10 protein-coding genes are annotated in these 12,374 nt (G+C 64.1%); 9 read left to right on the top strand and 1 reads right to left on the bottom strand.

Annotation, left to right across the window (positions count from 1 at the left end; all coding sequences use genetic code 11):
- The first annotated feature begins 377 nt into the window (after nucleotides 1-377).
- The 8 genes from NKJ81_RS08445 to NKJ81_RS08410 all read left to right on the top strand — a co-directional run bounded on the left by NKJ81_RS08445 (nucleotide 378) and on the right by NKJ81_RS08410 (nucleotide 9,353).
- Nucleotides 378-1,817, top strand: coding sequence for an NAD(P)-binding domain-containing protein (locus tag NKJ81_RS08445; RefSeq protein WP_352540176.1), 1,440 nt, complete (start codon nucleotides 378-380; stop codon nucleotides 1,815-1,817).
- A 24-nt stretch (nucleotides 1,818-1,841) separates the two neighbouring features.
- The gene (locus NKJ81_RS08440; protein ID WP_352540175.1) at nucleotides 1,842-3,017 is read left to right on the top strand and encodes an acyl-CoA dehydrogenase family protein; all 1,176 of its coding nucleotides are present in this window, start codon (nucleotides 1,842-1,844) and stop codon (nucleotides 3,015-3,017) included.
- Between the two features lie 13 nt (nucleotides 3,018-3,030).
- Nucleotides 3,031-4,386, top strand: a complete 1,356-nt coding sequence (locus NKJ81_RS08435) for an LLM class flavin-dependent oxidoreductase (RefSeq protein WP_352540174.1) — start codon at nucleotides 3,031-3,033, stop codon at nucleotides 4,384-4,386.
- Between the two features lie 7 nt (nucleotides 4,387-4,393).
- Nucleotides 4,394-4,735, top strand: a complete 342-nt coding sequence (locus NKJ81_RS08430) for a DUF3088 domain-containing protein (RefSeq protein ID WP_352540173.1) — start codon at nucleotides 4,394-4,396, stop codon at nucleotides 4,733-4,735.
- 4 nt (nucleotides 4,736-4,739) lie between these two features.
- On the top strand, nucleotides 4,740-5,921 hold the full coding sequence (locus tag NKJ81_RS08425) for an acyl-CoA dehydrogenase family protein (RefSeq protein ID WP_352540172.1): 1,182 nt from the start codon (nucleotides 4,740-4,742) through the stop codon (nucleotides 5,919-5,921).
- Entirely contained in the window at nucleotides 5,918-7,273 is a 1,356-nt protein-coding gene (locus NKJ81_RS08420) for an LLM class flavin-dependent oxidoreductase (protein ID WP_352540171.1), read from the top strand. The genes NKJ81_RS08425 and NKJ81_RS08420 overlap by 4 nt, the downstream gene beginning before the upstream one ends.
- A gap of 74 nt (nucleotides 7,274-7,347) precedes the next feature.
- Nucleotides 7,348-8,424, top strand: a complete 1,077-nt coding sequence (locus NKJ81_RS08415; protein WP_352540170.1) for an LLM class flavin-dependent oxidoreductase — start codon at nucleotides 7,348-7,350, stop codon at nucleotides 8,422-8,424.
- A gap of 68 nt (nucleotides 8,425-8,492) precedes the next feature.
- A complete protein-coding gene (locus NKJ81_RS08410; protein WP_352540169.1) occupies nucleotides 8,493-9,353 on the top strand; it encodes an NADPH-dependent oxidoreductase in 861 nt (286 codons plus the stop codon).
- Nucleotides 9,354-9,384: 31 nt separating this feature from the next.
- On the opposite strand, the gene gcvA is transcribed toward NKJ81_RS08410, so the two are convergent.
- Complete coding sequence (gene gcvA, locus NKJ81_RS08405) at nucleotides 9,385-10,395, bottom strand: transcriptional regulator GcvA (protein ID WP_352471368.1); 1,011 nt, start codon at nucleotides 10,393-10,395, stop codon at nucleotides 9,385-9,387.
- 342 nt (nucleotides 10,396-10,737) lie between these two features.
- Between gcvA and NKJ81_RS08400 the strand changes: the two genes are divergently transcribed.
- A complete protein-coding gene (locus tag NKJ81_RS08400) occupies nucleotides 10,738-12,333 on the top strand; it encodes an ABC transporter substrate-binding protein (RefSeq protein ID WP_352540168.1) in 1,596 nt (531 codons plus the stop codon).
- Nucleotides 12,334-12,374: the final 41 nt, after the last annotated feature.

Genomic DNA, 12,374 nt, shown 5'->3' with positions numbered 1-12,374 from the left:
TGCGAGGACCGTTGCTGGTGTATCCGCGATCTGCCGTCTTTCAGATGGCGGACGTCACCCATGTCGGTCGACCAAGATCAAGCTTGATCCCGCTGACCACGCGACGCCGCTGATGTGCTCGACACCAATGCCCGACTGCGTCGGCGCATAACGCGTGAGCCGTAAGAAATAAAATGACCAGTGCGCTTGAGCCCGCTGCAATATCAAAAAGATGCCCCGGCTTCAGGGAGGCCACACGCGCCGCCCATTCGTCGGCTGTGAAAGCGCGTCGTTGCAATGCAAGTGAAAAAAACTACCGGCCAATCAAAGCGAACATTTCTGGACTGTTTGCCGACCGAGGCGGAGTTTGATGAGGCTCAACTTCAGCCGGGACCGAAATGGCCTTACCGACCGATCCAGATCACCACGCCCGGGAGACGCTCCGGCTGATCGGCCCCGATCCGCAGAACTGGGTGCCGGACCGGGAAGGCATCGACCACAATGTCTTCATCGTTGGCGGTGGGCAGACGGGGGCGACCTTTGCCTTCGCGTTGAGGCGTGCCGGCATCGGCAAGGTTACTGTCGTCGACGCGGCACCGGTTGAAAGCAAGGCCGGCATCTGGTTCACTCATGCACGGATGAACCGGCTGCGAACGCCAAAGGGCTTGCCGGGGCCGGAACTCGGCTTGCCGGGCTTGAGCTTTCAGTCCTGGTACGAAGCCCGCCACGGTGCGGAAGCCTATGCCGGATTCGACCGCATCGCACGGACGGATTGGGCGAACTACCTGAAATGGTATCGCGCGTTCCTCGGTATCGGCATCCGTTACGGCACGCGTCTCATTCGCATCGAGCCGGCCGGCGGGCTTTTTCGCCTCCACCTCGAAGCCGACGGCACGCCATCGGTCGAAACGGCGCGCAAGATCATTCTGGCCAATGGCTTTGGCGGCAGCGGCGGTCCAGTGATACCGGCGGTACTTGCCGCCTTGCCGCGGGGCCTTGTCGCACACAGTTCGGCGGCAATCGATTTTGCCTCGCTCAAGGGCAAGGCAATGGCTGTCGTCGGGTCGGCGGCTTCGGCATTCGATGCGGCCGGAGCTGCCCTTGAGGCCGGCGCGAAATCGGTGCGTCTCTTTGCCCGCCGCAACAGCATTGCCAGTGTGCCGATCAACCGCGTGCGCGGCTATCCCGGCGCCTATGACAATTATCCTCGGCTGCCCGATGCGGTGCGCTGGCGCCAGGCATTGCGCTTCCGCGAGGCCGGTTCAACGCCGCCGCTCGATGCGGTGGAGCGGGCGGTGCGGCACCAGAATTTTCATCTCCATCTCGGTGCCCCCTGGACAAATGCGGATGTCGAAGACGGCAAGGTCGTCACCGATATCGCAGGCGAGACGTTTGCGTTCGACTTCGTCGTCGCCGGCACCGGCTATTTCGCCGACCCGACGCGCAAGCCTGAGTTCGCCGATTTCGCCGCCACCATCCGGCTATGGCGAGACCAGTACGCGCCGCCGGAAGCAGAGCTGGATGAATTTTTCGGCGCCCATCCCTATCTCGGCCTCGGCCATGAATTTCTCGAGAAGGCGCCGGGGGAGGCGCCATTCCTGAGGAATATCCATGTCTTCAATCCCGGCGGCTTTGTCAGTTTCGGCCTGCCGATCGGCGATGTGCCGTCGATCAGGCGCGATGTGCCGGCCGTTGTCGCGCGCATCAGCCGCGATCTCTTCCTCGCCGATCTCGACAGCCATGAGAGCCGCATAACCGGGAGCCATCCGGCCGAGTTCGGCGAAGACGCCTATGCCGCTTCCGTCTCGCGGCCGGCGCAGACCATCGCGGCGGAATAGACGCATTTCCATGGACAAACGCCGATGACCTTCAGCCCTGACCTTTCCGACCCGTTCGTCGCCACGGCGGTCGAACTGCGCGAAATCTTCGATCGGGATGCCGTGGCGCGCGACAAGGCCGGCGGCCGGCCCGTCGAACAGATCCGCCTGCTGAAGGAAAGTGGTTTGCCGTCGGCGCAGATTCCCAAGCGCTATGGCGGCAAGGGCGCACCCTGGCTGTCGGTGCTTCGCGTCGTGCGCGAATTCGCCCGCACCGACGGCTCGCTCGCCCATCTCTACGGATACCATCATCTGCCGCTCAATGGCGTGCTGTTCCGTGGCACGCAGGCGCAGAGGGACCGGCTGCTGACACGCTCGGCAAGGGAGAACTGGGTCTGGGGCAATTCCGGCAACGCCATGTCGAAGACGTCGACGGCCAGGCGCAACGGCACGGGCTGGATCCTGAGCGGCTTTCGGCCGTTCTCCTCCGGTTCCCACATCGCAGACTACATCCAGGTTGCCTGGGAGGACGGCCAGGATAGACTAGCGGCAGCGATCCCGGCTGACCGTGAGGGCATCGTCATCGAGGATGACTGGGATGGTGTCGGCCAGCGGCAGACCGGCAGCGGCAAGGTGACGTTCAAGGACGTGCATGTCGGCGACGACGAACTGATTGGCTCGCCCGCGGTGCCGCTGACGCCGTTCCAGACGCTGACGTCACTGTTCCAGCAGGCAGTCCTGCTCAACCTGTTCGTCGGCAGCGCGCAAGGAGCGCTGAGCGAAGGCCGGGACTATACGGTCTCGCAATCGCGCCCCTGGGTCTATTCCGGCTATGAGAAACATACCGACGATCCGTTCGTGCAACGCAAATATGGCGACCTCTATATCCGCACGCTCGCCGCGGCCGAACTGGCCGATATAGCAGCATGCAGCCTCGATGCCGCCTATGGCCAGGGCGAGGCGTTGACCCTGGAGCAGCGCGGGCAGACGGCGATCGATCTCGCCACCGCCAATGTCTACGCCGGACAAGTCGGCCTCGACGCGTCGAGCGAGGTTTTCGAGGTGATGGGCGCCCGCTCAGCCACCAAGGCCAACGGCTACGACAGGTTCTGGCGCAACGTGCGCACGCACACGCTGCACAATCCGGCCGAATACAAGAAGCGCACGATCGGCACCTGGTTGCTGACCGGGGAATTCCCGGCCGGCGGACTGTACCGCTGAGGAGGCGAAAAAAATGGCCAGGCGCAAGGACAAGCTCAAGCTGGGAGCGTTTCTGCTCTTCACCGGTCACCATGTGGCGGCCTGGCGCCATCCAGCGGCAGGCGAGGGGACCAGCCTCGGCGACTACGTCGAACTTGCCCGGCTGGCGGAAGCGGCCAAATTCGACGCGATCTTCTTTGCCGATGGCGTCGCGGCGCGGCTGAGCAACCTCGAGGCCGCCAGCCGCAAGGCGCATAGCGGCGTCTATCCGTTCGAGCCGATCACGCTGCTGTCGGCACTGTCGGCTGTGACCAGGAACATCGGCCTCATCGCCACGGCGTCGACCAGTTTTTCCGATCCCTACAATCTGGCCCGCCAGTTCGCGTCGCTCGACCATTTGAGCGGCGGGCGCGCAGGCTGGAATCTGGTCACCTCTTCCGATCCGGAGGCTGCGTTCAATTTCGGCCACGACACGCATATCCAGCACGGCGAGCGCTACGACCGCGCCGAGGAATTCGCCGATGTCGTGCTCGGCCTGTGGGACAGCTGGGAGGATGACGCTTTCCCGCGCGACAGGGAGAGCGGACGCTATTTCGACAAGGACAAGCTCCACGTGCTGAACCACAAGGGCCAGCACTTCAAGGTGCGTGGTCCCCTGAACACGCCGCGAACGCCGCAAGGTCGTCCGGTCGTGGTCCAGGCCGGCGCGTCGGGTCCGGGCAAAGAGCTGGCGGCTCGTACCGCGGAAGCGATTTTCGCCGCGCAGATCACGCTCGACGAAGCCACCGCCTTCTATGCCGACGTCAAGGGCAGGCTCGGCAAATATGGCCGCTCGGAGGATGACCTGAAAGTCCTGCCAGGCATTTTCCCGGTCGTCGGCCGCACTGAAGCCGAGGCGCGGGGGAAGTTCGAACAGCTGCAGGATCTCATCCAGCCGGAAGTCGGCCTCGGTCTGGTCTCGGCGCTGGCCGGCGGCTTCGACCTCAGCGCCTATCCGCTCGACGGGCCGGTGCCGGATTTGCCGGAGACCAATGCCGGCAAGAGCCGGCAAGCGCTGGTGATCGATCTGGCGTGGCGCGAGAACCTGACGATCCGGCAGCTTTATCTGCGCATCGCCGGCGCCCGCGGCCACTGGCAGGTGGTCGGCACGCCGCAACAGATCGCCGACACCATGGAAGAGCGGTTCGAGAATTACGGCGCCGACGGCTTCAACATCATGGCGCCGATCATGCCCGGCGGCCTGAAGGATTTCATCGAGCTGGTGGTGCCGGAACTGCGCCGCCGTGGCCTGTTCCGCGACGAGTATGAGGGCAGCACCTTGCGCGACAATCTCGGCCTGAAGCGACCGGCAAACCGTTTTTCGCGGCATGCCGCGGCAGCTGCGGAATAGGCCGGCAATGGCGCGCGACACGCTCTTTCTCATCCAGCCGGGTTTCGCCGACCCAAATCAGCCGGGCCAGACGTTCGTCTGCCCCTATTGCAACCAGGTTGAGGGATTGCTCGCAGCCTTTCCCGATCTCGCCGCCAGACTCGACGTTGAGCGCGTGCCGTTTTCGAGGCCGAGAGGCAAGGTGATCGACGCGCTCGGCGAACGGCACCAGTCGCTGCCGGTGCTGATCATCGGCAGCAATCCGCCCGCCGACTTGCCGACGGCCAAGGGCAAGGTCTTCGCCGATGACACCAGGCGCATTCTTGCACTGCTTGCCGAGCGCCACGGCTTCCCGCAGCTGCATGAGTGAGACGATGACCTTCGATCCCGATACGTCCAATCCATGGATCGCCAAGGCGGTCGAGCTGCGCGACATCTTTGCCCGCGATGCGGTCGAGCGCGACCAGCTTGGCGGCAGGCCTACCGAACAGATACGTCTTCTCAAGCAAAGCGGCCTACTCACCATCGTGATCCCCAAGGAATTCGGTGGCGCCGGGGAACCCTATTCGACGGCGCTGAAGATCGGGCGCGAGTTCGCCAAGGTCGACGGCTCGATCGGCCATATCTACGGCTACCATTTCAGCGCACTGATCGCCGCCAGGCTCAATTCGGACGAACCGCGCTCAGCCGATCTGCTGCGGCGTTCGGCTGCCGGCGACTGGTTCTGGGGCAACACCGGCAACAGTTTTTCCAAAACGCTGTTCGGCCGCAAAGATGGCGAGTGGACGATCGTAAACGGCTTCAAACCCTTCGCCTCCGGCTCGCATGTCGCCGACTATCTTTCGACCTCGTGGGAAGACGAGGTCAGCGGCGAGAGGAAATTCGCGGCGATCCCCGCAAATCGCGAAGGCATCACCGTTCTCGACGACTGGGACGGCATCGGCCAGACGCAGACCGGCAGCGGCAAGGTCGCCTACAAGGACGTCAGGATCCACGACAGCGAGTTGGTGCGCGGTTGGGTCAACGCGTCGTTGCCAATCCGCACCATCGGCCCGCTGCAGCAGCAGAGCGTGTTGCTCAATGTCTTTGTCGGCACGGCCCAGGGCGCGCTGCTGGCGGCGCGAGATTATACGCTCATCAGTTCGCGGCCGTGGATGTATTCCGGCGTCGAGCGCCATATCGACGATCCATGGATCAAGCGGCAGTATGGCGAGCTCTGGGTCAAGACGCGGGCGGCGACGGCGCTGGCCGATCGCGCGGCGGCGGCGATCGATCATGCGATCGCGCGCGGCAAGGCGCTGACCGAGCAAGAACGCGGTGAGGCGGCGGTTGCCGTCGCCGCGGCCAATGTGCTGGCAGGCGATGTTGCGCTCGAAGTCACGACCGAGATATTCGAGGTGATGGGTGCCCGCTCCGCAGTGCGCAAATACGGCTTCGACCGCTTCTGGCGCAACGCACGCATTCACACCTTGCACAACCCTGCCGAATACAAGACCCGCACTGTCGGCACCTGGTATCTGACCGGCGCTTATCCCGAGCCCGGCGTCTTTCGATGAGCGGCCGGCAGCTCCATCTCAACGTCAACATCCTGCATGCCGGCTTCTCGCCGGCGGCATGGCGGATGGACGGCGTCGACCCCTATGCCGCCTTCACCGTTGACCACTATGTGCAGGTGGCGAAGATCGCAGAGCGCGCAAAGCTCGACGCCGTATTCCTTGCCGACCAGGCGGCGATATCGGACCGCATTGACTATCGTCCGATCACGTCGCTGGAGCCGACCATCGTGCTGGCGACGGTAGCCGCCGCAACCGAGCGCATCGGCCTGATCGCCACCGCTTCAACCAGCTTCAACGAGCCCTACAATATCGCCAGGCGCTTCGCGACGCTCGACCATGTCAGCGGCGGACGCATCGGCTGGAACATCGTCACCACGGCCGATCCCGCCTCGGCCCGCAATTTCGGCCTCAACGGTGCCATCGATCATGGCCGGCGCTACGAGCGGGCGGCGGAATTCGCTGACATCGTCAAGGCATTGTGGGACAGCTGGGAGGACGATGCCTTCATCGGTGATGTCGCCAGCGGGCGCTTCGTCGATGCCACCAAGGTTCACGCCATCGACCACAAGGGCGCACATTTCTCGGTGCACGGGCCGCACAATGTGCCGCGTTCGCCGCAAGGGCATCCGGTGGTCGTCCAGGCCGGCGGGTCCGATGACGGCAAGGACCTCGCCGCCCGCCACGCCGAAGCTGTGTTTTCCGCATCGCAGTCTTTCGAGGAAGCGCTCGGCTATGCGCGGGAACTTAAGGCGCGTGCCGTCGCCTATGGCCGCACCGGCGGCGTGCCGCTCAACCTCGCCGGCCTAGCCACCATCATCGGCAGCACAGAGGGGGAAGCGGAGCGGCGGCAAGAAGAGCTGTGGGATCGCATTCCGCTCGACTACAGCCTTGGGCGGCTGTCCGGCGTGCTCGGCATCGATCGCGAGCGGCTGAAGCTCGATGAGAAGTTGCCGGAACGGATTCAACTGCCCCCCAACGGCGGCCACACCTTCTTCAAGGCCACGCTCGCGCTCGCCCGCAGCAATGATTTCACGGTTCGCCAGCTGATCCGGGCGCTGAACGGCAGCACTGGCCACCGCACCATCGTCGGCACGCCGGAGCAGATCGCCGACGATATCGAAAGATGGTTTGTCGCCGGCGCCGCCGACGGCTTCAACCTGATGCCGGACGTGCTGCCGACCGGACTGGAGGTCTTTGTCGATACGGTGGTGCCGATCCTGCGCCGGCGAGGGCTGTTCCGAACGGAATATGAAGGGCGCACGCTGCGCGACCATCTCGGCCTTATCAGGCCCGAAAGCCGCTTTGCACCGCAGCCGAGCAAGGCGCCAGGGCTGCTAGGGGCAGCCCTTTGAATGATCATCAAAATACAACGGAGCGGAGGGTCCTGCCATTGACCTCCATGCCCGGCCAAAATACAGGCCCGACAATGAGCGCTGACACCGAGTTTCTTTGGTACATCCCGAACCAGGTCGCTCCCGGTCACCGCGGCGAGCCGGCCGTCGAGAACCACAACAGCCTGGAGACGCTGACCAGCCACGCGAAGGCGCTTGAGGAATACGGCTGGAAGGGCGCGCTGATCGGTACCGGCTGGGGTCGGCCCGACACTTTTACTGTCGCGGCCTCGCTCGCCGCGCGGACCACCTCCTTCGAGCCGCTCATCGCGATCCGCCCGGGGTACTGGCGGCCGGCGCACTTCGCATCCGCCGTAGCCACGCTCGACCAGCTGACCGCCGGTCGCGTGCGTATCAACATAGTGTCAGGCAAGGACAACCTCGCTGCGTATGGCGACAGCGAAGGTGACCAGATACATCGCTATGCCCGTACCAGAGAGTTCATGCGCCTGGTTCGCAGACTTTGGACTGAAGAGAACGTGACCTTTGCGGGCGAGCACTTCGAGGTCACTGGCTCTACCGTGATGCCCCGCATCCATGTCCGTGGCGATCGTCGCCATCCCAAGCTCTACTTCGGCGGCGCGTCGGAGGCGGCGGAGCGGGTGTCGGCCAGCGAGGCGGATGTCCAGCTCTTCTGGGGCGAGCCGCTCGACGGCGTCCGGGAGCGGATCGAGCGGCTCAAAGCCTTGAGCAGGGAACTCGACCGAGACCTCCCGCCTCTGGAGTTCGGGTTGCGGGTCACCACGCTGGTCCGCGACACCGCTGGGCAGGCCTGGGCGGACGCAGAAGCGAAGGTCGACGAGATGGCCAAGGGCCAGGGAGCCGGCTGGAACGATCACGGTCAGGCGGTAGCGGTGGGCCAGCAGCGTCTGCTCGATCTGCACGCGCGCGGCGAGGTGCTGGACGACAATCTCTATACTGCGCCGGGCAAATATGGCGGCGGCGGCGCTGGCACCACCTGGCTGGTCGGCTCGGCCGCCGACGTCGCCCGCTCGCTCGGCAGATACCGGGATCTGGGCATCACGCATTTCGTGCTCTCGGACACGCCGTATCTTTCCGAGATCAAGCGGCAAGGCGATCAGTTGCTTCCGCTTTTGCGCAACGGGGCCTAAGCCGCGCTTCTTGAATGACCTGGGGTCGTCAGAACACCGGATAAGCCAGATTGCCAGTAGGGAAGACGATGTCACAGCCGGCCGCCTTCAGCATCCGCCCTTCCGACGCTGACCTGCGTGGTGAAGCGGCGCTACGGCGGCGTTATCGAGCGCCGCAAAGCGCGCATACCGGAACCTGGAACGAAGCCCTCGAGGCGATCCTTTCGCATCGCTCGGTCCGCAATTATCTCGCCAAGCCTCTTCCCGAAGGGACGCTGGAACTGATCGTCGCCGCCGCCCAGTCGGCGCCGACTTCTTCCAATCTCCAGGCGTGGAGCGTCATCGCGGTCGAGGATCCGGCGCGCAAGGCGCGGCTTGCCGAACTGGCGGCGATCAATCGCCATATCGAGCAGGCGCCGCTGCTGCTGGTCTGGCTGGCCGACCTGTCGCGGCTGCGCGCCATTGCCGAGGCAAACGGCCGGGTGGGCGAGGGGCTCGATTATCAGGAGAGCTTTCTGCTGGCCGTGATCGACGCCGCACTTGCCGCACAGAACGCCGTGGTGGCGACCGACGCGCTCGGGCTCGGCTCCTGCTACATCGGCGCGATGCGCAATCATCCGCAGGAGGTGGCGCGCGAACTCGGCCTCCCGCCGGAAACCGTGGCGGTGTTCGGCCTGACCGTCGGCTATCCCGATCTCCTGGCTGCGACTGACATCAAGCCCAGACTGCCGCAGGCTGCGGTGCTGCACCGCGAGCGCTATCGATCAGAGCCCGATCCGGACGATCTTGCAGCCTATAACCAGAGGCTTCGTTCATTCCAGCAGGAGCAGGCGATGCCTGTGGTCGACTGGACAGAGTTGGTTTCGAACCGTATCGGCAGCAAAGCAGCGCTGAAAGGCCGTGATCGCCTGGGCGAAGTGCTCAAAGCGCTGGGCTTCAAGCTCAAATAGGCGCGCGCCTGCTCGCGAGACCGCGGCGAGGCTATTCGGCCGCGATAATGGCGATGCGCGCCGGAAGCGCCGCCGGCGGTGGGACGTCGAGAGCGCCGAGCTGGCGCGCCTCGGCCTTCAGCCAGCCATGAAAGCGCTCGACCGTCTCCAGCTTCGCCTTGTGCGGCGTCGTCGCAAAATAATAGGAAAACTCGACCGGCTGCGGTGAGCCGAATGGACTGACCAGACGCCCCGCGGCGAGGTCAGGCTCGGCCAGCCGGAATTTGCCGAGACCGATGCCCTTGCCGGCAGCAGCTGCGTCGAGCACCAGTGACGATTGGCTAAGCCGTATACCGCCCTCGACAAAGCGGCCGGACAGGCCGTTGGATCTCAGCCAGCCCTTCCAGTCAGGGCAGCTTGGATCGCGTTCCGGACCGTCCTCATGCAGGATCGGTGCGTCACGCAGCCCCTCCGGCCCGCGATAGAGACCGTGCATGCGAGCAAATTCCGGGCTGCAGACGGGCAGCACCGCTTCCGAAAACAGCCGTTCCGTCAGCAGGCCGCTATAGGCGCCCGACCCGTAGCGGATGACGCAGTCGACGTCTTCGCTGGCAAAATCGGCAAGCCTGGTCGATGCGTCGACCAGCACTTCTAGGCCGGGTACCGCGTCGCGCAGTGCGTCGAGGCGCGGGATCAGCCATTTGCTGGCGAAGGAGGGCGCGACCGACACTTTGATCGGCGCATCCTCCTCGTCGCCGGAAATCCGCGCGACCGACTCGACAACGACGTCGAAAGCCTCGGTGAGGCCGGGCATCAGCGCCTGGCCGGCCGACGTCAGCAGAAGCTCGCCACGGTTGCGATGGAACAGCGGTTGACCGAGGTGATCCTCGAGCAGGCGGATCTGCTGGCCGATGGCGGCAGGCGTCACATGGAGTTCTTCGGCCGCCCGCGTAAAGCTCAGGTGGCGGGCGGTTGCGACAAAAGCGCGAAGCGACGTCAGCGGCGGAAGCCTCGCCAGCGTCGGCCGCAGCTTCCTTGATTTTGCGCGAATGAGATCGACCATGGAGCGCATTCAACACGTTCAGGCCGGGCGCGACGAGGGCGGGCTTTGCGCCAAAGTGCCCGGTGGAAAATTTCGTTTGCCGCAGCGTCGCGGCAGCGGGAACGGAAATCTAAAAAATCGTAATGTCTACAATTCTTGTAGAAATAAGATCGGAGCGCTGATTTGGGCGTCGAGCAGCTTTGCCAGATCCTGGAATGAAACGGTCGTGCGAAGCGGTGCTTTCGGCAGACGATAGAAAATCATTCTTCCGGTTTTGCGGCGTGGCAGGGATCATCGCGTCGAGGCGCCGGAGTGTGTTCGGCCGCCGGATGCCATCGTAGCCGTTTTCCGGAGCTCAAGGCCATGTCTGTCAATCGTCGTCATTTCAACCAGCTGCTGTTGCTTGGCGGTGCGAGCTTCGCATTGCCCGGGGTTTCCTTCGCTGCCGAAGGAACGCCGGTCCAGGGTGGCACGCTCAACTGGGCCTACTATCCCGACCCCACGTCGCTGATTGCCATCAACACCTCGTCGGGCACCGGCCAGGCGATCGGTCCCAAGGTGAATGAAGGTCTGCTTGATTTCGCCTATGACCTCAGCCCGAAACCGCTGCTGGCGACGGAGTGGTCGATCAGCGATGACGGCCTGCGCTACACCTTCAAGCTGCGCGAGGGCGTCAAATGGCATGACGGCAAGGACTTCACGTCGGAAGACGTTGCCTTCACCATCTTCCGGCTGAAGGAGGCGCATCCGCGCGGCCGCATCACCTACCAAAACGTGACCGTGGTCGAGACGCCCGATCCGCACACCGCCATCATCGTGCTTTCAAAGCCGGCGCCCTATCTGATCACGGCACTGAGCAGCTCGGAATCACCGATTGTGCCGAAGCACGTCTACGAAACGTTCAAGCCGGCGGAACAGCCGAAGCTCGAACAGACGATCGGCACCGGTCCCTTCATTCTCAAGGAATGGGTGCCCGGCAGCCATCTGATCTTCGACCGCAATCCGGATTATTGGGACGCGCCTCGGCCCTACCTCGACCGCATCGTCCTGCACGTCATCCTCGACCCGGCCGCGCGTTCGGCGGCTCTTGAAACCGGCGAGATCGATATCGGCGCCAATCCCGTGCCGCTGGCCGACATCGAACGGCTGAAGGCAAACCCCGCTCTGGTCGTCGACACCAACACCTACGCCTATTCCGGCCCACAGCAGCAATTGTTCTTCAATTACGAGAACGAAATCCTGACCAAGCGCGATGTGCGCCTTGCCATCGCCCACGCAATCGACCTGCAGAAGCTGGTCGACATCGCGCTCTACGGTTATGCGCAGGTATCGCCGAGCCCGATCAGCACGGCGCTGCCCAAATGGTATGACCCCAGCATCAAGGCGCGCGAGCCCGATACCAAACTGGCGGAGAAGCTGCTCGACGACGCCGGCTATCCGCGTGGCGCCGATGGGACGCGCTTCAAGCTCCGGCTTGCCTACAACGCGTTCCTGCCGGCGTCCTATGCCGATTTCATCAAGCAGTCGTTGGCGACGGTCGGCGTCGATGCCGAGATCCTCAAGCTTGACCTGTCGACGTTCCTGAAGACCGTCTACACCGACCGCGCCTGGGACTTGGTGGTCGAGTCGCTGTCGAACACCTTCGATCCGACGCTCGGCGTCCAGCGCGCCTACTGGTCGAAGAACTTCAAGATCGGCCTCGTCTTCTCCAACGCTAGCCACTACGCAAACCCCGAGGTCGACCAGATCCTCGAAGCCGCGGCAATCGAGCCCGACGAGACCAAGCGGCGCGAGCTCTGGTACAAATTCCAGCACATCATCCATGACGACGTGGTGTCGGTCGATCTGGTCGCCGCCGGCGCCCAGATCGTCGCCAACAACAAGGTCCGGGATTTTGCGCCCGGCGCTCAGGGGATCAACAACAGCTTCGCGCAGATATGGCTCGCGCCAAACGCCTAAGCGTTCTGCAAGCCCTCTGGTTGGGACCGGCGCGTGAAAAC

The organism is Mesorhizobium sp. M0018 (assembly GCF_040323955.1).
Classification (GTDB): Bacteria; Pseudomonadota; Alphaproteobacteria; order Rhizobiales; family Rhizobiaceae; genus Mesorhizobium.
The sequence above is the reverse complement of the archived record's forward strand: the minus strand, read 5'-3'. Positions and strand labels throughout refer to the sequence as shown.

Excerpts from the sequence above, each read along its gene's own strand:
- NKJ81_RS08410 (WP_352540169.1), top strand. The coding sequence starts at position 8,493 with ATGTCACAGCCGGCCGCCTTCAGCATCCGCCCTTCCGACGCTGACCTG.
- NKJ81_RS08430 (WP_352540173.1), top strand. The coding sequence starts at position 4,394 with ATGGCGCGCGACACGCTCTTTCTCATCCAGCCGGGTTTCGCCGACCCA.
- NKJ81_RS08400 (WP_352540168.1), top strand. The coding sequence starts at position 10,738 with ATGTCTGTCAATCGTCGTCATTTCAACCAGCTGCTGTTGCTTGGCGGT.
- gcvA (WP_352471368.1), bottom strand. The coding sequence starts at position 10,395 with ATGGTCGATCTCATTCGCGCAAAATCAAGGAAGCTGCGGCCGACGCTG.
- NKJ81_RS08440 (WP_352540175.1), top strand. The coding sequence starts at position 1,842 with ATGACCTTCAGCCCTGACCTTTCCGACCCGTTCGTCGCCACGGCGGTC.
- NKJ81_RS08420 (WP_352540171.1), top strand. The coding sequence starts at position 5,918 with ATGAGCGGCCGGCAGCTCCATCTCAACGTCAACATCCTGCATGCCGGC.
- NKJ81_RS08445 (WP_352540176.1), top strand. The coding sequence starts at position 378 with ATGGCCTTACCGACCGATCCAGATCACCACGCCCGGGAGACGCTCCGG.
- NKJ81_RS08425 (WP_352540172.1), top strand. The coding sequence starts at position 4,740 with ATGACCTTCGATCCCGATACGTCCAATCCATGGATCGCCAAGGCGGTC.
- NKJ81_RS08415 (WP_352540170.1), top strand. The coding sequence starts at position 7,348 with ATGAGCGCTGACACCGAGTTTCTTTGGTACATCCCGAACCAGGTCGCT.
- NKJ81_RS08435 (WP_352540174.1), top strand. The coding sequence starts at position 3,031 with ATGGCCAGGCGCAAGGACAAGCTCAAGCTGGGAGCGTTTCTGCTCTTC.